This window comes from Bifidobacterium crudilactis (genome assembly GCF_000738005.1).
GTDB lineage: Bacteria > Actinomycetota > Actinomycetes > Actinomycetales > Bifidobacteriaceae > Bombiscardovia > Bombiscardovia crudilactis.
In genome coordinates this window covers 918,897-938,131 of record NZ_JHAL01000002.1, presented here as the reverse complement: position 1 = coordinate 938,131, position 19,235 = coordinate 918,897, and the positions used below count along the sequence as shown (strand labels likewise).

At 56.8% G+C, this 19,235-nt stretch carries 14 protein-coding genes and 1 tRNA gene; 13 read left to right on the top strand and 2 right to left on the bottom strand.

Going from position 1 to position 19,235, the window contains the following annotated elements:
* Position 1 precedes the first annotated feature (1 nt).
* The 6 genes from DB51_RS06180 (at position 2) to pyk (ending at position 8,238) form a co-directional block, all read left to right on the top strand.
* Positions 2 to 880, top strand: a complete 879-nt coding sequence (locus tag DB51_RS06180) for a bifunctional methylenetetrahydrofolate dehydrogenase/methenyltetrahydrofolate cyclohydrolase (RefSeq protein ID WP_034252615.1) — start codon at positions 2 to 4, stop codon at positions 878 to 880.
* A 130-nt stretch (positions 881 to 1,010) separates the two neighbouring features.
* Positions 1,011 to 2,495, top strand: coding sequence for a 30S ribosomal protein S1 (rpsA, locus tag DB51_RS06175; RefSeq protein ID WP_034252613.1), 1,485 nt, complete (start codon positions 1,011 to 1,013; stop codon positions 2,493 to 2,495).
* A gap of 279 nt (positions 2,496 to 2,774) precedes the next feature.
* Positions 2,775 to 3,428, top strand: coding sequence for a dephospho-CoA kinase (gene coaE, locus DB51_RS06170; RefSeq protein WP_051867466.1), 654 nt, complete (start codon positions 2,775 to 2,777; stop codon positions 3,426 to 3,428).
* 21 nt (positions 3,429 to 3,449) lie between these two features.
* Entirely contained in the window at positions 3,450 to 5,561 is a 2,112-nt protein-coding gene (gene uvrB / locus DB51_RS06165; RefSeq protein WP_034252612.1) for an excinuclease ABC subunit UvrB, read from the top strand.
* A 77-nt stretch (positions 5,562 to 5,638) separates the two neighbouring features.
* Complete coding sequence (locus DB51_RS06160; protein ID WP_034252610.1) at positions 5,639 to 6,634, top strand: TerC family protein; 996 nt, start codon at positions 5,639 to 5,641, stop codon at positions 6,632 to 6,634.
* 161 nt (positions 6,635 to 6,795) lie between these two features.
* Positions 6,796 to 8,238 carry a pyruvate kinase gene (pyk, locus tag DB51_RS06155; RefSeq protein WP_034252607.1) on the top strand — a complete coding sequence of 481 codons (1,443 nt, stop codon included), beginning with the start codon at positions 6,796 to 6,798 and terminating at the stop codon, positions 8,236 to 8,238.
* A 201-nt stretch (positions 8,239 to 8,439) separates the two neighbouring features.
* Here the strand turns inward: pyk and DB51_RS06150 are convergent, their stop codons facing one another.
* A complete protein-coding gene (locus DB51_RS06150) occupies positions 8,440 to 9,039 on the bottom strand; it encodes an NUDIX domain-containing protein (protein WP_034252604.1) in 600 nt (199 codons plus the stop codon).
* 115 nt (positions 9,040 to 9,154) lie between these two features.
* Between DB51_RS06150 and DB51_RS06145 the strand changes: the two genes are divergently transcribed.
* From DB51_RS06145 to glgX, 5 genes are all read left to right on the top strand, one after another.
* Positions 9,155 to 9,228 (top strand) — tRNA-Leu (locus tag DB51_RS06145).
* An 83-nt stretch (positions 9,229 to 9,311) separates the two neighbouring features.
* Positions 9,312 to 9,926 carry an ANTAR domain-containing response regulator gene (locus DB51_RS06140; protein WP_202961995.1) on the top strand — a complete coding sequence of 205 codons (615 nt, stop codon included), beginning with the start codon at positions 9,312 to 9,314 and terminating at the stop codon, positions 9,924 to 9,926.
* A gap of 28 nt (positions 9,927 to 9,954) precedes the next feature.
* Positions 9,955 to 12,870 carry a DNA polymerase I gene (gene polA, locus DB51_RS06135; protein ID WP_034252600.1) on the top strand — a complete coding sequence of 972 codons (2,916 nt, stop codon included), beginning with the start codon at positions 9,955 to 9,957 and terminating at the stop codon, positions 12,868 to 12,870.
* Between the two features lie 15 nt (positions 12,871 to 12,885).
* Entirely contained in the window at positions 12,886 to 13,812 is a 927-nt protein-coding gene (locus tag DB51_RS06130) for a Nif3-like dinuclear metal center hexameric protein (RefSeq protein ID WP_034252598.1), read from the top strand.
* Between the two features lie 227 nt (positions 13,813 to 14,039).
* A complete protein-coding gene (gene glgX, locus DB51_RS06125) occupies positions 14,040 to 16,154 on the top strand; it encodes a glycogen debranching protein GlgX (protein ID WP_034252596.1) in 2,115 nt (704 codons plus the stop codon).
* 71 nt (positions 16,155 to 16,225) lie between these two features.
* Here the strand turns inward: glgX and DB51_RS06120 are convergent, their stop codons facing one another.
* Positions 16,226 to 16,618, bottom strand: coding sequence for an iron chaperone (locus DB51_RS06120; RefSeq protein ID WP_034252594.1), 393 nt, complete (start codon positions 16,616 to 16,618; stop codon positions 16,226 to 16,228).
* Positions 16,619 to 16,900: 282 nt separating this feature from the next.
* Here DB51_RS06120 and DB51_RS06115 point away from each other — a divergent pair, with 282 nt between their 5' ends.
* Positions 16,901 to 17,530, top strand: a complete 630-nt coding sequence (locus DB51_RS06115; protein WP_034252591.1) for a response regulator transcription factor — start codon at positions 16,901 to 16,903, stop codon at positions 17,528 to 17,530.
* A gap of 6 nt (positions 17,531 to 17,536) precedes the next feature.
* Positions 17,537 to 18,898 carry a hypothetical protein gene (locus tag DB51_RS06110; RefSeq protein ID WP_156958257.1) on the top strand — a complete coding sequence of 454 codons (1,362 nt, stop codon included), beginning with the start codon at positions 17,537 to 17,539 and terminating at the stop codon, positions 18,896 to 18,898.
* Positions 18,899 to 19,235: the final 337 nt, after the last annotated feature.

Below are 19,235 nucleotides of genomic sequence, written 5' to 3'. Positions count from 1 at the left end.
TATGGTATTGAGACTCGATGGTATCGCGGTCGCTGCGTCCATCAAGGCGGACCTGAAATCAAGGGTCGCGAAGCTTGCGGAACGAGGTGTGCATCCGGGGCTCGGAACACTGCTGGTAGGCGATGACCCCGCCTCCTCGCGCTATGTTGCCGGAAAACACAGGGACTGCGAGGAAGTGGGTATCCGGTCGCTGCGACGCAATCTGCCCGCGGACGCGGATGCGGACCGGATCAAGGCCGAGGTCCTGGCATTCAACGAAGACCCCGCATGCACCGGCTTCATCGTGCAGTTGCCCTTGCCGGACGGAGTGGATGCGAATGCGATTATCGATTGCATCGATCCCGCCAAGGACGCCGACGGCATGCACCCGTATAACCTTGGTGAGCTGGTGCTCCATCCGAAAGGCGAGCTGCGGACCCCGATGCCGTGCACTCCCCGAGGTGTCATCGAGTTGCTGCGAAGCTACGACATCGATCTTGCGGGCCGACGCGTCTGCGTGCTGGGAAGAGGAATCACGATAGGACGTACCGTCGGGCTTATGCTGACCAGGAACGACGTCAACGCCACCGTGACCTTGTGTCATACGGGGACCGCGGATATGCAACGGCACCTGCGTGAGGCCGAAGTCATCATCGCTGCCACCGGGCGTGCCGGAATCGTGACCGCAGACGATGTGGCACCGGACGCGGTGCTTGTGGATGTCGGTGTTTCCAGGGTGAAGGACCCTGTCAGCGGCAAGTGGCGCATCGTAGGCGATGTAGACCCGGCGGCACGCGCGAAGGCTTTCGCATACACCCCCAATCCCGGAGGAGTGGGGCCCATGACCCGTGCGATGCTGCTGAAGAACGTCGTGGAAATCGCTGAGCGTTCGAATACATGACAATCGGCGTGTTTTCGCCTAGTATTGACACTGAATGTGTCGAAAAGGCAGATTCCCATAACTTAAGATGAACATCAACATAACTGAATACAGATTTTATCCAACACAATCTACAGAAAACAATCAATTAATGGCAGAGAATAACACAGAAGCCCAGAAGGTAGCGATTAACGATATCGGCACCGAGGAGGACTTCATCAAGGCAGTCGATTCCACCATCAAGAACTTCGATGATGGCGATTTGGTTGAGGGCACGGTAGTCAAGGTCGATCATGACGAAGTGCTGCTCGACATCGGCTACAAGACCGAGGGTGTCATCCCCTCCCGCGAGCTTTCCATCAAGAAAGACGTCGATCCTGACGAAGTGGTGCAGGTCGGCGACTCCATCGAGGCACTTGTCGTCACCAAGGAAGACAAGGAAGGCCGTCTCATCCTCTCCAAGAAGCGTGCTCAGTACGAGCGTGCATGGGGAGACATCGAGAAGATCAAGGACGCCGACGGCGTTGTTGAGGGTACCGTCATCGAAGCGGTCAAGGGTGGACTCATCGTGGACATCGGTCTGCGTGGATTCCTGCCTGCATCGCTTGTTGAAATGCGTCGCGTCCGCGATCTGAGCCCATACATCGGGCAGAAGATCAAGGCCAAGATCCTCGAGCTGGACAAGAACCGCAACAACGTGGTTCTCTCACGTCGTCAGTACCTCGAAGAGACGCAGTCCGAAGTGCGCGAGACCTTCCTCTCGCAGCTCAAGAAGGGCCAGATTCGTGAAGGTGTGGTCAGCTCCATCGTCAACTTCGGCGCATTCGTCGATCTCGGCGGCGTTGACGGCCTGATCCACGTTTCCGAGCTTTCCTGGAAGCACATCGATCATCCGAGCGAGGTTGTCAAGGTTGGGGACAAGGTCACCGTCGAGGTGCTCGATGTCGATATGGATCGCGAACGTATCTCCCTGAGCCTCAAGGCCACACAGGAAGATCCGTGGCAGCGTTTCGCTCGCACCCACGTTCCCGGACAGATCGTCAAGGGCAAGGTCACCAAGATCGTGCAGTTCGGTGTGTTCATTTCCGTCGAAGACGGCATCGAAGGTCTGGTGCACATCTCCGAGCTGGCCAACCGCCACGTCGAGAACCCCGAGACCGTCGTCAAGCCGAACGAAGAGGTCTTCGTCAAGGTCATCGATGTCGATCTCGATCGTCGTCGTATCTCACTGTCTCTCAAGCAGGCCAATGATTCGGTCGATCCTTCTTCCGAAGATTTCGATCCGGCACTCTACGGCATGCCGGCAGAGTACGACGAGAGCGGCAACTACAAGTATCCGGAAGGTTTCGATCCAGAGACCAACGAATGGATCGCCGGATACGAGAAGCAGCGCGAAGAGTGGGAAGCCCAGTATGCGGCTGCTCACGACCTTTGGGAAGAGCACAAGGCCTTCGTCGCCAAGGAGATCGAGAACGCAGCGAACTCCGCGGCCGAAGACGGGCAAGAGTCCGCTGCCAAGGAGAAGAAGGCTGAGGAAAGCTCAACCTATTCTTCCGAAAACAGCAATGAGGGCACCCTTGCCGCTGACGATCAGCTTGCAGCACTGCGTGAGCAGCTGCTGAGCGAAAAGAACTGATCACTTCCGCTAATTACAGCCACCAGTCACATGAGAAGCTCGGTTTCGGCCGGGCTCCTCGTGTTTGTGGCGGGTATGCGACGCACATGAGGACGCACGACGATGCGCGCAGAACGCCATGTAGTGTTTGGTAGTTGACCACAGCTCCGATGCCGTCAGCGAGGGTGGGAATGCGCTCATCTGCAGACGGGTATGAAGATGTCAGGAAAGAAGTCCGGCATAGCCGCGCAAGACTGTATCCAGACGACCAGTGGACAATCCGAAACGAAGGGAATATCGATGCGCATCGCTTTGACTGGTGGAATCGCGGCGGGGAAAAGCACGGTATCGAGCCGACTTGAGGAATTGGGTGCCGGAATCGTAGATTACGATATGCTCTCGCGTCAGGTGGTTCGGCCGGGCTCCCCGGCTTTGCAGCATATCGTTGTCGCATTCGGTCCCAAGTCCCTGAATGCCGAGGGTGAGCTTAACCGTTCATGGATGGCCTCGACGGTGTTCGCCCCTGGGCGGGATGCGGAACGACGCAGACTCGAAAGCATCATTCATCCGATGGTGTATGAGGAGGCTGCAAAGAAGGAGGCGATCCTGCGCCGTAAGCTCGGCCATGATGGCGAGCCCTGCATCATTGTGCACGAGATTCCTCTGTTCGCCGAGGTGTCGCAGAGCATTCCGTTTTCCTTCGAGCATGTGATCAGTGTCGAGGCGCCCGTGGATGAACGTGTGTCCAGAATGCTCAACAGCCGCCACATGTCGCAGAGAGAGGCGGAGAATCGAGTCCGCAGCCAGTCCTCCAGTTTCGACAGGGAGCAAGTCGCGGACATCATCATAGATTCCTCTCAGGGACTAGAACAGATGTTCGACTATGTTGGTAGGATATACAAGCGGTTGATGGCTGAGGACGCCGAGCGTGCCAAGCAGGGCGTAGCCGACTAAGGCAGTGGGAAGGTATGAGATATGGGATTCGAGATTCAACGAAGCAACAAGCCCTTTGTGGTGAAGTCCCCATATCAGCCTTCAGGTGACCAGCCTGCGGCCATCGAGCAGCTCACCGAACGCATCGAGAACGGTGAGAACGATGTGGTGCTGATGGGCGCCACCGGTACCGGCAAGACCGCGACCACCGCCTGGATGATCGAAAAACTCCAACGGCCGACGCTGATTATCGAGCCGAACAAAACACTGGCCGCGCAGTTGTGCGCCGAATTCCGAGAACTGATGCCCGACAATGCGGTCAGTTACTTCGTGTCGTACTACGACTACTACCAGCCCGAGGCGTACATACCTCAGACCGATACCTACATCGAAAAGGATTCCAACATCAATGATGATGTGGAACGCCTGCGTCATGCCGCGACGGCAAATCTGCTGACACGACGTGACTGCGTGGTGGTGGCCACGGTGTCCTGCATATACGGCCTGGGCACGCCGGAGGAGTATGCGGGAAGGATGCTGTTCCTCAAAGAGGGGCAGGAGCTCAACCGTGACGACCTGTTGCGGACCTTCGTCCAGATGCAGTACAAACGCAATGACATAGCTTTCACCCGAGGCACCTTCCGAGTGCGCGGAGACACGGTGGAGATCATTCCCGTGTATGAGGAACTGGCGATTCGCATCGAATTCTTCGGCGATGAGGTGGAGCGCATCTCGACTCTGCATCCCCTGACGGGCGACGAGATCGGTCATGAATCCGAAGTGCATATATTCCCGGCCACGCATTATGTGGCTGGACCCGACCGTATGGAACGAGCGTTGAAAACCATCAAAAGCGAACTCGACGAGCGCGTCGCCGAGCTTCGCAAACAGGGCAAGGAACTCGAAGCCCAACGTCTGACGATGCGTACCACGTATGACCTGGAGATGCTGACGCAGATAGGCGTATGCTCCGGGGTGGAGAATTATTCTCGGCATTTCGACGACCGTGCGCCGGGCACTCCGCCGCACACCCTTCTCGATTTCTTCCCCGATGATTTTCTGCTGGTCATAGACGAATCGCATGTCACCGTCCCTCAGATAGGCGCGATGTTCGAAGGCGACGCGAGCAGGAAAAGGACTCTGGTCGAGCACGGCTTCCGTCTTCCCAGCGCAATGGACAATCGCCCTTTGAAGTGGCCTGAGTTCCTGGACCGCGTCGGTCAGACCGTCTATTTGTCGGCGACACCGGGAGACTATGAGATGGGATTGTCCGACGGTGTGGTCGAACAGATCATCCGTCCGACAGGGCTGGTCGACCCACGCATCGAGGTGCGTCCCACCAAAGGTCAGGTCGATGATCTGCTGGCGGAGATCAAGGACCGCATTGCGAAACACGAACGTGTGCTGGTCACCACCCTGACCAAGAAGATGGCCGAAGATCTTACCGATTACCTTCTTGAACGCGGAATCAAGGTCGAATATCTGCATTCCGATGTCGATACGCTGCGACGAGTGGAACTGCTGCGCGAATTGAGACAGGGAAGCATAGACGTCATCGTAGGCATCAATCTTCTGCGTGAAGGTCTGGATTTGCCGGAAGTCTCTCTGGTGGCCATTCTGGATGCCGACAAGGAAGGCTTCCTCCGATCGTATCGTTCGTTGATTCAGACCGTGGGACGTGCCGCCCGAAATGTTTCGGGCACGGTGCTGATGTACGCCGACAAGCGTACGGATGCCATGACGAAGGCCATCGATGAGACGAACCGTCGTCGTGAGCGGCAGATCGCATACAACACCGAACACGGCATCGATCCTCAGCCACTCATCAAGAAGATCAGCGATGTCAGCGATATGCTCGCCAGCGAGGATGTGGATACGAAGACCTTGCTCGAAGGCGGATACCGCAACGCCAACAAGGCCGGGAATTCGCATCTGGGCATTCCGTCGATGGATAAGGACGAGGCGCAGAAACGCCATCAGGAGATTCTGCAGGCAGGCTTGCCGGCTCAGGATCTGTCCGATCTGATACGTCAACTGAGCGAGCAGATGCATACGGCTGCAGAACAGCTTCAATTCGAACTCGCGGGGCGGCTGCGCGACGAGATTCGCGATCTCAAGAAGGAACTGCGGCAGATGCTCAACACCCAGTCCTGAACATCGCCGGTGTCTGACGACATCGTCATCATCAGACGAGATATCGTGGTCATTGTGGTCACGTATAGTGGTGGATTATGGCTGAAACCCCTCTGGCGTTTATGATTTGCACCTTTGTCGTCCTCGCGGCTTTCTTCGTCGTCGACTTGTTCGTTCTCGGACGCAGGCCGCATGTGCCCTCCACGAAGGAGTGCGTGCAGCATATCGTCTTCTTCGTGGTGATGGCACTGATTTTCGGAGGATTGCTCTGGTGGGTCGCCGGCCCGCGTCCAGCCGTCGAGTTCTATTCCGGTTGGTTGACCGAGTATTCCCTCAGCGTCGACAATCTCTTCGTGTTCGTCATCATCATGTCGAATTTTGCGGTGCCTAAGAAATACCAGAAATTCGTGCTCAGCGTGGGCATCACCATCGCGCTGCTGCTCAGGGGACTGTTCATTCTTGCGGGGTCGGCGCTTATCGAGAGGTTCACCTGGGTGTTCTTCCTCTTCGGCGCGTTCCTGCTGTTTACCGCATTCAAGTTGATTTCTGGAGGTGACGAGGAAGAGGAATACCACGAGAACGGCGTAATACGCGTCCTGCGCAAGGTCATGAAGGTTTCGGATCAATACGACGGCAAGCATCTGCGAACCACCATCAACGGCGTGAAGTACTTCACTCCCATGCTGATCGTGTTCCTCGCCATCGGCACCACGGATGTGATGTTCGCCTTCGATTCGATCCCTGCGATATTCGGTCTCACCAAGGACCCCTTCATCGTCTTCACGGCGAATATCTTCGCGCTGCTTGGTCTGCAGCAGCTCTATTTCCTGCTTGGCGCACTGTTGGACAAACTGGTGTATCTGCCCATCGGTCTTTCGGTGGTGCTTGCCTTCATCGGCGTCAAACTCATTCTCGAGGCCCTGCATGGCAACTCGCTGCCCTTCATCAACGGAGGCAGGCCGATACTCGCGGTTCCCGAAATACCGACCTGGCTTTCCCTGGTGGTCATCGTGTTCTCCATCGGGGCGGCATCAATCGCCAGCGTATTCAAGATGAAGCAACTGGAACGTGCGGATGAACATATGGCAAAGTAGTCCAGATGCTTGCCATTCAAGGCTTCGGCGAATATGTGAACGCTCACATTATTTGCTCGTTCAGGCAGTGTGCCGTCGTCGACAGCTAGTAGACTCGGTAGAGGAAGATAGGGGTCGTCAACTGACTCCCAACCATCAAAAAAGGAAATAGGCAGGCATTCATGCGCAAAGCCAAGATTGTAGACACCATCGGACCAGCCACAGAATCGTTGGAAAATCTTACCAAGCTCGTTGAAGCGGGTATGGATGTTGCGAGACTCAACCGCTCGCACGGAACTCCTGAAGATCATCTCAAGGTGTACAGCAACCTTCGCGAAGCCAGCAAAACGACGGGCCGTAACGTTGCAGCCCTCGTTGATTTGCAGGGACCGAAGATTCGTTGCGGTTGGTTCAAGAAGAACGCCGAAGGTGAAGACAAGGTCATCCTCAAGGCAGGCCAGGAATTCACCATCACCACGGACGATGTCGAGGGTGATGAGAACATCACGTCGACGACCTTCAAGGGACTGCCGGGGGATTGCCATCCCGGAGACCCGATTCTCATCGATGACGGCAAGGTTCGTCTTGAGGTCACCAATGTCGAAGGCAACAACGTCCATACCAAGGTCATCGTCGCCGGACCCGTCTCGTCTCACAAGGGCATCAACCTTCCTGGCGTTGCGGTAAGTCTTCCTGCACTGACCGAAAAGGATCAGGCCGATCTTCGCTGGGCAATCCAGACCGGTGCGGACATCATCGCCATGTCCTTCGTGCGTTTCGCGACCGACATCGACCGTGCACACGAGATCATGGACGAAGAGGGACGCCGTATCCCGATCGTCGCCAAGATCGAAAAGCCTCAGGCCGTCGAGAACCTGGAAGAGATCGTCAAGGCATTCGATGGCATCATGGTCGCCCGTGGCGATATGGCCGTTGAGATGCCGTTCGAAGAGGTTCCTCTGGTCACCAAGCGCTGCATCGAGCTTGCTCGTCAGTATGCCAAGCCCGTTATCGTCGCGACCGAGGTTCTCGGTTCCATGGTGCATTCCCCGGTCCCGAGCCGTGCAGAGGCTTCCGACTGCGCCAACGCCGTGCTTGACGGCGCCGACGCGACCATGACCTCCAACGAAACCGCTGTAGGCGATTACCCGACCGAGACCGTGAGCACCATGTCCCGCATTTCGGGATATGCCACGGAGCACGGTTTCGACCGCATTCCTGAGTTGAAGAACCTCGATATGTCCAACGCGGGCGCAGTGTCGTCCGCCGCCGTGGACCTCGCCGAGAAGCTCAACGCCAAGGCAATCGTCGCCTTCACTCAGACCGGCAACACCGTTCACCGCATCTCCCGTGAACGTCCTGCTGCTCCGATCTACGGTCTGACCACCAACGCTCACACCTACCGCTGGTTGGCGCTGAGCTGGGGTACCGAGTCCTTCCTGCTGGATTCCGATTACCATGACCTGACGCGCAACGAGCTGATGGCAGTCGCCGACAACACCTTGAAGAACGCCGGTGCCGTCTCCGACGGAGACAGAATCGTTCTGCTCAGCAGTGCCCAGGGCGAGCATGAGCCAGGACGTACCGACTCCATCTATGTGCACATCGTCGGTTCAGCCGAGTGATAGCAGCCGTGACATGCATATGCATGTCACGTGACTGAATGCATGTCACGTGACTGAATGCATGACCCCCATGCGACTCACCGTCGCATGGGGGTCATGTCAAGAACACACTGAATAACTGCATCACCAGGACGGCTTTTCGAGAAACCATCACAAAAACAGCCGTCCTGGTGATGCAGTTGTCTTTTCGGACGGATGAGGTTATTGCTGCTGAACGTCCTGCAGGCCGCAATGGGCACGCAATACCGCGATAACCGACTTGGCATCTACTATCACGCCGTTCAGCACCATCTGATAGGCTTCCTCGACGTCATAGAGCCGCACGTTCGAGCGCGGGGACTCCGGTCCTATCGAGCTTCGGTCCGTCGCGGTCAGACCGGTTGCCAGGAACATCGCCGTGTGCTGCGTGGAGAAGCTGGGCGTGTTGATGAAGCGACCGAACTGCGTGTAGTGCTCCGCCTCGTATCCGGCTTCCTGCCGAAGCTTGCGTATGGCGATGTCAAGGGGGCGCTCACTGGGATTCATCGCGTGTCCTGCGGGAATCTCCAGGGTCCACCGGTGTGTCGGAATCCGATACTGCTCGACGAAGGGAATCTTGTTGTCCCTCGTCATGGCCAGAACGGCAACGGTGTCGCCATTGTTCTCATGAAGGATATAGCGCTCGAAATGCCCTACCTGTGCGGATTCGAAGGCCACGCGGTCCACATTGAAATAGTGACTTTCCACGATTTGGCTGCGGGATTCCTCTCTAACCGGTGATGGTCGCCAAGGATCGAAATGACGGTATGTCACAGTTCCCATGATGTCTCCTTTTTCCTGCTCAGAACTAGCGTTTATACACTTGTATTGTAGTTCCCACATACCGGTCAGCTTGCGCAGTCTGGAGAATGTGGTAAATTCCCATGAGGTACCAAAAGCCCCTGTATCCCAATTGGTAGAGGAAACGGCCTCAAAATCCGTGCAGTGTGAGTTCGAGTCTCACCAGGGGCACTGTCCAAGATCTGTCCGAAATATGCGTCCCGAGGAAGCATGGAAGCTGAACTCGGATGGGAAGTTACGAAATGAGGATGGCTATGGTTGCAGATAGCGCGGGGATTGAAGAAATTTCGGAAGGCCGCACGGTAGTTGTGGCCGAGGACGAAGCCCTTATTCGTCTGGACATTGTCGAAGCCCTGAAAGATGCGGGTTATGACGTAGTCGGGCAGGCTGCAAGCGGTCAGGAAGCCGTCGACCTCACCAAGGAACTCAAGCCGGATGTCGTTGTCATGGATGTGAAGATGCCCGGACGTGACGGTATCTCCGCAGCAACGGAAATCGGCAAGGACAACATAGCTCCGGTGGTTATGCTGACAGCGTTCTCGCAGCGCAATCTTGTCGAAAAAGCCGCGGACGCAGGAGCCATGGCGTACGTGGTAAAGCCCTTTGTGCCTGAAAAGCTCCTTCCCGCCCTTGAAGTGGCTATTTCCAGATACGATCAGATCAACGCTCTTCGTGTGGAAGTGACCGATATGAAAGCACGTTTCGAAGCGCGCAAACGTGTCGACCGCGCCAAGGGCCTGCTTATGGAGAACATGGGCCTGAGCGAGTCCGAGGCCTTCCGTTGGATTCAGAAGACATCGATGGACAGGCGACTGACGATGCAGGAAGTCGCGGATGCGGTTATTGCTCAGGTAGACGGCGAAGATTAGATATCGGCAGTAGGGAAGGCTCCAGGGGATGACATCGCAAACGACGCAAGATGACAACACGCTCCTGGTGGTGGATGGGCACTCCCTGGCGTTCAGGGCGTTCTTCGCCCTCCCTGCAGAAAGTTTCACCACGGCTTCGGGACAGAACACCAACGCCGTGTGGGGATTCTCCACGATGCTCGCTCAGGTCATCGAATCCGAGCACCCCACGCATCTGGCTGTGGCCTTCGATGTCAAGGGCGGTACCTTCCGCAATGACATGCTTCCTCAATACAAAGGAACACGAGAGGCGGCGCCTGAAGAGCTGTTGAGCCAGCTGCCGTTGATTCAGGATCTGCTGCGATCGCTCGGTGTCACTTACATCGAGAAGCCCGGATACGAAGGCGACGATATCATCGGTACGCTGGCCACCATGGGCGGCCAGGCAGGCTATCGAACCTTGGTGCTGTCAGGCGACAGGGATGCCTTCCAGTTGGTCGACGACCACATCACCGTGCTGTACCCCGGGCACCACTTCAAAGAGCTCAAGCATATGACTCCCGACGCCATCGTCGAGAAGTACCATGTCACTCCGTCGCAATACCCCGATTTGGCTGCGATGCGTGGCGAAACCGCCGACAACATCCCCGGCGTTCCAGGCGTGGGGGATGGGTATGCCGCAAAGTGGATCAACCAGTTCGGAGGTCTCGAAGGCATCATCGAACATGCGAAGGACATCGGAGGCAAGAAGGGCGAATCGCTACGTGAGAACATCGAACAGGTCCGCTTGAATCGACGTGTGAACGCCCTCGTTCGTGACCTTGACCTCGGTGTTCAGCTGGACGATCTGACCTTCGGCGAGGTGAATGCCGAAGGTGCGGAGACAGTGTTCTCGAAGCTCGAATTCGGCGAGCGCACACGCAACAGGGTATTGAAGGCCTTCAACTGCACGGCGCCAACGGCGGATGCATCGCCTCAGGAAGACAAGACCGCTCGGGAGGAGCTCGATATCGTCCTCGATGTCATTGAATCCGGAGAGCAGCTGAGCGCGTGGGCTCTTGAGCATATGCCGGAGGATGACGGGAAGAACCGACCGGATGCCGTCTCCGCCTCCGTCCGAGATTCTGGTGATACGAAGACGGACGACGCCGAGTCCGAGCACAAGGTTTCCGGGCAGACATCGCCCCTGCTGAAATCCCTTGAGTCCTCGTGGTCTTTGCTGGCGCAGGGCGACGCGAGACCTGGCAGGTCGACCTGCACTTCGGTCACGGTGCTGGCCGGTGACGGGCACGCCGTCATCCTCGACGCCCAGCATTTGAAATCGGCGCAGGAACTTCGTACGGCCTTCCAGAATCTGCTGGACGGCCATCTCGGCCACGCCTCTGTGCATGGGTACAAAGAGCAGCACCACATACTCTCCTCATTGGATGTCACCCTGGGGGAGCCCTGCTTCGACACCAAACTTGCGGGGTATCTGGTGCATCCTGACTTTCACGCTGATTCGCTCGCCCATGCAGCCCAGCATTTTCTCGATATAGCCGACCTGTCGGATGCGCAGCAGACCAGCTCTCAAGGGGCCTTCGTCTTTGAGGACGGCGATGATTCGAATGCAGCCGAGGACCAGGCGCAACGGCTCCACGAACAGGCGCTGCTGCGACAGGCCGGTCTGGTGAATGAGCTCAGCCGTTTTCTGGCACCGATCATAGAGGAACGGGAACAGCTTCGTCTGCTGAGAGACATTGAAATGCCGGTATCGACGACCCTGGGCAATATGGAGTCGACCGGAGCCGCGGTGAATACGGAGCGATTGGTCGGCATGCGGGACGCATTCGCGGCCGAGGCGAGGCAGGCGCAGGAGCTTGCGTGGGACAAGGCCGGGAACAGGGTCAATCTTCAGAGCCCGAAGCAATTGCAGAAAGTGCTTTTTGAAGATATGGGTCTGAAGCACTCCCGTAAGACGAAAAGCGGTTCGTACACCACCAACGCCGCCGCCTTGCAGAACATGTACCTCAAGTCAGCTGACAACGAGCGGGCCAACACCTTCCTGGGCGCATTGCTCAGACACCGTGAGACCAACAAGCTCAAACAGATTGTGCAGACCTTGTTGGATTCGGTCAACCCGCAGGACGGGCGCATCCACACGACCTTCGAGCAGACGGTAGCCGCTACTGGGCGTTTGAGCTCGGTCGATCCGAATCTGCAGAACATCCCCAACAGGAATGCCCAAGGTCGGGAGATCAGATCGGCGTTCGTTCCCGGAGAAGGGTACGTGTCCCTGCTCAGTTCCGATTATTCTCAGGTCGAACTGCGCATCATGGCCGATCTTTCCGGGGATGACGCACTTATCGACGCCTTCCGCTCAGGCACCGATTTCCATAAGTATGTGGCGAGTCTGGTGTATCAGGAGGATGTCGCCGACATCACCAGCGATCAACGTTCGCATGTGAAAGCCATGAGCTACGGCTTGGCATACGGGCTCAGCACCTATGGACTGGCTCAGCAGCTGCATATCAGCCCTGCGGCGGCCGACGTGCTCAAAGAGCAGTATTTCGCCACCTTCGGCAAGGTACGCGAATATCTCGAGTCTCTGGTTCAGACCGCTAGAAGCAAGGGTTATACCGAAACCATCTATGGTCGGCGTCGATATTTCCCGGGCCTGGCCTCATCGAACAGACAGGTCAGGGACGCCGCCGAGCGTGGCGCTCTGAACGCGCCGATTCAAGGTTCCGCCGCCGACATCATGAAGCTGGCGATGGTGAAGGCCGAACATGACCTCTCAGCAGCTGGTTTGCAGAGTCGAATCATTCTGCAGATTCACGACGAATTGGTGGTCGAGATAGCGCCCGGCGAACAGGAGCAGGCCACGGCTTTGGTCAAGGATGCCATGGAGCATGCAGTGTCCTTGGCAGTTCCGCTCGACGTGTCGACCGGACTTGGGGACGACTGGCAGCTTGCGGCTCACTGAAAGGCTGGGAATACGATGACCGAGGCACCGAATCTATCGCAGGCGGTTCACGCTCTGCAGGATTTGTATCCGCTGCGCTATGCGGAGGATTGGGATGCGCCTGGTCTCGTCGTCGGCGATTTGCGAGCCCCCGTTCGAGTCATTCACTGTGCTGTCGATCCCACTCTGGATGTGGTCGACGAGGCCATTTCCATGGGGGCCGATTTGTTGATCACCCACCATCCATTGTTCTTCCGGGCCGTCCATGAGGTCTCGGGATTGGGTTTTCGCGGTGAAATCGTTCGCAGGCTGATTGAACATCACTGCGCCCTGTGGGTCGGACATACGAACGCCGACGCCGCATACCGAGGTGTGGCGGACAGTGCGGCCACTGCCTTCGGTCTTGAGGAGCTGCGTCCTCTGGTGCCCATCGAGGATGCGAACTCCTCTCATCAGGTGGGACTCGGCAGAGTGGGCGTGATGCCAGGCTCCAAGACCTTGGGGGATGTGGCGCGTCGTGTGGCAGATGTGCTTCCCGCAACTCAACTGGGAATCCAGGTCAGCGGCGATCTCGACGCGGTCGTACATACGGTGGCGGTGCTGCCGGGTTCGGGCGACTCACTTTTCGAAGAGGTGAGAAACAGCTCGGCTGACGTGTACATCACCAGTGATCTCAGACATCACCCCGCTACGGATGCCAGGCAGCAGGCGCTCTACGAGATTGAGATGCGGCAGGCGGGCATCCCTCTTGGCGGCGGCGCATCCTCGAGTCCGGCATTGATTAATACGCCGCATTCGGCGATTGAAGGCCTGTGGTTCAACAACGCTCCTCAGGATGTTGCGAATCGCATCGAGGCGTCGTCGGGTTTTCGTCCCAGAATCAGCGTGTCCTCGCTGAATACTGATCCGTGGACCATGTGCATTCCCGGCGCTGCCGAAGAGCGGCATTCCGAGTTGTCGTGACGCCAGACATGCCGCTTCGCAGCGAGCGATGATGCGCTGAGCCAACCGCGGTGTGTGATTGTTCACATAGCCGCGGAGATGGATTGGCGGTCCGGCGAACCGCCAGTAGCAGTATGGCTGCGAAGCCGTGGGGAGGTTGAGAACAGCGCTTCGCTCAGAACGACCAGATGCGTCGAATCTTCACGGAATAATGAGATACTTGAATTATGCAAATTAGACCAGGTTCCATGTATCCGCTTGGTGCCAGCTATGACGGTGCTGGTGTCAATTTCGCGGTGTTCTCACAGGCAGCTGAAAAGGTTGAGCTGTGTCTGTTCGATGATGAGGATAACGAGACACGCATTGAGATGAGTGAACAGAATTCATTCATCTGGCACAATTACCTTCCGGGAATCCAACCAGGGCAGCGCTATGGCTTTCGCGTGTACGGCCCGTACGACCCACAGCACGGGCTGCGCTGCAATCCCAGCAAGCTGCTGCTCGACCCATATGCCAAGGCGATAGAAGGCAATATCGACGGCGATGAGAGCCTGTTCTCCTACTGGTTCGATGACCAGCACGAAGCGGATACGATTAATGACCTCGACTCAGCGGCGCATACCATGAAGTCCGCGGTCGTGAACCCCTATTTCGACTGGGGCAACGACCAGCACCCTTATATTCCCTATCATGATTCGGTGATTTATGAGGCGCATGTCAGAGGCATGACCAGTCTGAACGAAACCGTGCCGCCGGAAATCAGGGGCACGTATGCGGGTCTGGCGTATCCGACGGTTATCGACTATCTCAAGAAACTGGGCATCACCGCAATCGAGCTTATGCCCGCGCACCAGTTCGTCAACGATGTGTTCCTGCAGGAGAAGGGTCTGACGAATTACTGGGGGTACAACACCATCGGATTCTTCGCGCCGCATAATGCCTATTCCAGTTCCGGGGCACGGGGCGAGCAGGTGAACGAATTCAAGTCCATGGTGAAGTCCTTCCACAGTGCAGGCATCGAAGTCATTATGGACGTGGTATACAACCACACCGCCGAGGGCAATGATCAGGGGCCGACGCTCAGCTTCCGCGGCATAGACAACAAATCCTATTACCGCCTGGTGGATGGCGACGAAGCGCACTACTTCGATACCACCGGTACCGGAAATTCGCTGCTGATGAGGTCTCCGCATGCCCTGCAGCTGATCACCGACTCACTGAGATACTGGGTGACGGAAATGCATGTGGATGGATTCAGATTCGACCTGGCGGCCACTCTGGCGCGACAGTTCCAGGAGGTCGACAAGCTTTCGGCATTCTTCGACATCGTCGAACAGGACCCGGTGATTTCCCGGGTGAAGCTGATAGCCGAACCCTGGGATCTGGGCTCAGGCGGTTACCAGGTCGGAGGCTTCCCATCCTCATGGAGCGAGTGGAACGGCCGATACAGGGATTGCGTCAGGGATTTCTGGCGCTCGCAGCCCTCGACATTGCCGGAGTTCGCCAGCAGATTGATGGGCAGTTCGGACCTGTATCAGGATGATGGCCGACGTCCGGTTGCCTCGGTCAATTTCGTGACGGCGCACGACGGGTTCACGCTGCGCGATCTGGTGAGTTACAACGAGAAGCACAACGAGGCCAACCTTGAAGGCAATCGTGACGGTGAGAACAACAACCGCTCATGGAATTGCGGGGTCGAAGGCCCCACTTCGATACGAGACATCAACGAGCTCAGGGCACGACAATGCAGGAATTTCATGTCGACACTGCTCTTCAGCCAGGGGATTCCGATGATCTGCGGCGGTGACGAGGTCGGACGCACGCAGAACGGCAATAACAACGCCTACTGTCAGGACAACGAAATCTCCTGGACGAACTGGGACCTGAAGGATGACCAGCAGGATATGCTCGACTTCTCGACGAAGCTGATTCACCTGCGTCTCGAACATCCTGTGCTTCACCGTCGCCGATTCTTTACGGGCAGGGAAGCAGGGGATACCTCCGACAACATTCCCCAGGTGGAATGGTTCGACCACACCGGCTCGATTATGGATCGCACGGATTGGAACAATACCCATGCCTTTTCGGTGATGGTGTTCGTCAACGGCGCCGATATACCCGAAAAGGACTGGTTCGGCTCCAAGATGTCGGACAATGATTTCATCTGTCTGTTCAATGCCTTTTACGAGCCCATCGTGTTCACGTTGCCCGATGAGCGCTACGGCAATAAATGGCAATTGGTCGTGGACACCTTCAACCCGAAAGGGCCCGAGCTGGTCTACGAGGCGGGATTCACCATAACCGCCCAACCTCGAAGCTTCATCATGCTGATGAGCGCTACGAAGCCGGAATTCGTCAGATAGCTTTCGTCCGATGGCTGTTGCCATACGAGGGTTAACCGGAGACAGGGGCGGCTTCGTGCGCCCTTTCGAGGCTATTTTCCGTATGCCGAAAGACACCATACGGCCATCTCAGTCAGGAGTTCAAGAGGCAGGTCCTGTTCGTCGTCGATGACGATGCTTCCTTTGCCTGTTCTGAACTCCTGCAGCTGTGCTGCAAAATGCGTGACGGCCTTGTCTCCGGGATAGATGCCGATATGATGCTGGAATGACGCGAAATGAATGATGTTTCGTCCTTGCCAGTAGGTCGGCATCCTCCAGGATATCCGCTCCTGTGCGTCGGGCAGGGCTTGTGCGAATGCGCTGCGTATCAGTCGTAGTCGTTCCTGGGCGGGCGTCCTCTGCGCCGCAATGTATTCGTCAATCGAGGCTTCTCCCGTCGTGTGCGTGTTGGCGGGTGTGCCTTCCCTGCCTATTGCCTTGTTCATGTGCCGCTCCTGATGGTAAAGGATGTTGACCCTGGATATCCCTGGCATTCGAGTGAACACGAATATCTGGTACCACGAGGTACGGTATGGGTGATGTGAAGCTCGCAGTATTGCAATGTGCTTCGTATGATACCGGAAAACGCGGTCCTGACGCCGCCGAGCTCATGTATCGGCCGAGAGAGATATGACCTGCCGCTGTCCTCAGATGCAGGAAAACTGAATCCGGATAATTTTTCATCAGTTGGAATTGACACCAAGTTTCCTTGGGGAGGGAGTGCGCCGGTGGATGAAGCGTCGAATCAGGTCGCTGAGGAACTGAGCATTGGCATCGTTGACAACGACCCCTATGCCGTTGACTATCTGGAGATTCTGTTTCATCGTAGCAATGCTCCATTGCGGGTGCTGTGGACGACCACCGACCCGGAGAATGCCCTGCACCTGTGCGAAATCGACAGCGGTCTCCCGCAGGTCGTGCTGACGGATATGTCCATGCCGGGAATGATGGGAGTCGAGTTTTCCCGAAAACTCACCATGCTTCACCCCGAAATCCATGTGGTGGGTATCACGGCCCTGCCGACGGGGGAGGCGGATACCAGTCTGAGGCAGCATGGCATCAGCGCACTGCTGAATAAAGACGACAGTGTGACGGAAATCGTCAGGACTTTGGGGAAGGTCGCGGATTGCTGCGCTGCCATGTACTGGCAGGGACCGGGAAGCATCATCTCCTTGAACGACACCGAATGCGAGATTTTCCGCTTGTTCTCGCAAGGTCGAACTCTTGACTCCATTGCGGTGCGACTGAGCATGAGCCCAGCCACAGTGAAGGTCCACATGAAAAGAGCGTACGCCAAGCTGAATGCGCACAGCCGGACGGAAGCCATAGCCATATGTATCAGGGATGGGCTGATTTGAATGCTGGTGAACAAGCATCGAAACGCTTCCGAAAAGGTTTTCAAATTCGCGTTGGCGGATGTCATAGGCTCGATTATCTGCCTGATGTTTATGGTCGTGGAACTTGCTGTCGCACCGACGCTCTCCACGTACGGAATCGTATTCGCCGCACTGTATGTGTTGCTGCTGATAGCCTTGCCCGCCAAACCGACCCTGTGCTGTGTGGCGCTCACGGTGCTCAATGCGGTGCTCACCATCATCCCGGTTCTCGTGGTCGTGCCGACGACATTCTGGGGTACATGGTTCGCCATGGGTCTGCTGGCCAGGAAGGAACGGCCGTGGGTGGTGTCGGTATGCGTCGGATTGAACGTCTGCGCGACGCTGGCTTCGTCGTTGGTGACGGGCGGCGGTATTACCACAGGACTCGTCGTGCTGTCCTGCAGCTACGTGGTCTCCGGACTGGTGGGCTTCGCCGTGCAGAAGCAGGCGGAGGCACTTCAGGCTCAGAAAGAGCACGAGCTGAGTCGCCAGCGGGTTCTTTTCCAGGAAGAGAGATTGGAGAATCTTCATGTGCTGCACGACCAGGTTGCCGGAGACCTGACCCATATAGTTCAACGTTGCAGACTGTGGTTGAGCGATCCGAAGGTTGGCGAGCAGGAGAAGCCCGAAATTGCTGAGATTGAGGTCATGACCAGCGAGGTGCTGCATCATTTGAGGACCAATGTGATTGAACCGGCACGAAAGTCGCTGGAACGCCATCACCAGACGCTGGCAACAGGAATGTCGCAGAGTGGTGGCGAGGAGCTTCCTGAGGATATTCACGATGACGGCAATCACGGTGCCGGACAAGCCGACCGGAATGCAGAGGCAATGAACGGTGGACGTCTGGCTGTTGCAACCGCAGAAAGAGAAGGCCTGCACCCACACGTCAATCGGGAAGATGCCTCCGGGGAAACCTCGGAGCATGAGTTGCATCGGGCTACTGCAAGGAATTCGCATCACGACCTGACGGCCAAAGCCTGCAAAGCGCAGAGACGGCTTGCCTCACTGGGATTTTCGGGGCATATCGACATCGTGGGTGACAGAAATCAGCTGTCCCACAAGCAGGTCAAGGCGGTTTCGCGTCTTCTCGACGAGTTGAGCAACAACATAGCTCGACATGGCAAACCCGGAGAATATCTGTTCCGTGTCGGTCTGGGTAACGGCAGCTTCGGTATTCTGGCGTCCAACCTGTGCAAGGACGAGCAGAAGCTTTCAGGAGAATCCCGCGGAGTCGGACTCAGACTCATTACCAGAACGGTGGAGCAGCTCGGCGGGGATATACAGACCAATACGGATGACGGGGAATGGACGATAGCCATTAGGGTAAGTACCGACGAAGGTGCCTGACGAGGACGTGGTGTCGTAGGTCTGCACAGGTGATGTCTGCTGTCGAAAACGAGCTTGTAAGGTCCGAGGAACATCTCCTCGCAGATTGTGGAACTTGGCAGTACTGTTGCTTCAGTTAGCTTTCAAGAATAATTCAGCTGTTTGTGGTACAGAAACTGAGAGGTCTGCTAGAGCGTCATCCGCATTTCTTAATTACACTCTGGATTCGAGGGGGTGCGCACTGGGATGGCGCATTCGCGGGCCGCTTTGTTCGGGTTGAGGAGCAAGGCGGTCTCTCCCTCAAGGACCAGGGGGATTGCCTGGTTGAGTGGTCTGCCAGAGAACACGTAAGGTTCAG

Coding starts and splice junctions, on each gene's coding strand:
- DB51_RS06180 (WP_034252615.1), top strand. CDS start 2: ATGGTATTGAGACTCGATGGTATCGCGGTCGCTGCGTCCATCAAGGCG.
- rpsA (WP_034252613.1), top strand. CDS start 1,011: ATGGCAGAGAATAACACAGAAGCCCAGAAGGTAGCGATTAACGATATC.
- coaE (WP_051867466.1), top strand. CDS start 2,775: ATGCGCATCGCTTTGACTGGTGGAATCGCGGCGGGGAAAAGCACGGTA.
- uvrB (WP_034252612.1), top strand. CDS start 3,450: ATGGGATTCGAGATTCAACGAAGCAACAAGCCCTTTGTGGTGAAGTCC.
- DB51_RS06160 (WP_034252610.1), top strand. CDS start 5,639: ATGGCTGAAACCCCTCTGGCGTTTATGATTTGCACCTTTGTCGTCCTC.
- pyk (WP_034252607.1), top strand. CDS start 6,796: ATGCGCAAAGCCAAGATTGTAGACACCATCGGACCAGCCACAGAATCG.
- DB51_RS06150 (WP_034252604.1), bottom strand. CDS start 9,039: ATGGGAACTGTGACATACCGTCATTTCGATCCTTGGCGACCATCACCG.
- DB51_RS06140 (WP_202961995.1), top strand. CDS start 9,312: ATGGTTGCAGATAGCGCGGGGATTGAAGAAATTTCGGAAGGCCGCACG.
- polA (WP_034252600.1), top strand. CDS start 9,955: ATGACATCGCAAACGACGCAAGATGACAACACGCTCCTGGTGGTGGAT.
- DB51_RS06130 (WP_034252598.1), top strand. CDS start 12,886: ATGACCGAGGCACCGAATCTATCGCAGGCGGTTCACGCTCTGCAGGAT.
- glgX (WP_034252596.1), top strand. CDS start 14,040: ATGTATCCGCTTGGTGCCAGCTATGACGGTGCTGGTGTCAATTTCGCG.
- DB51_RS06120 (WP_034252594.1), bottom strand. CDS start 16,618: ATGAACAAGGCAATAGGCAGGGAAGGCACACCCGCCAACACGCACACG.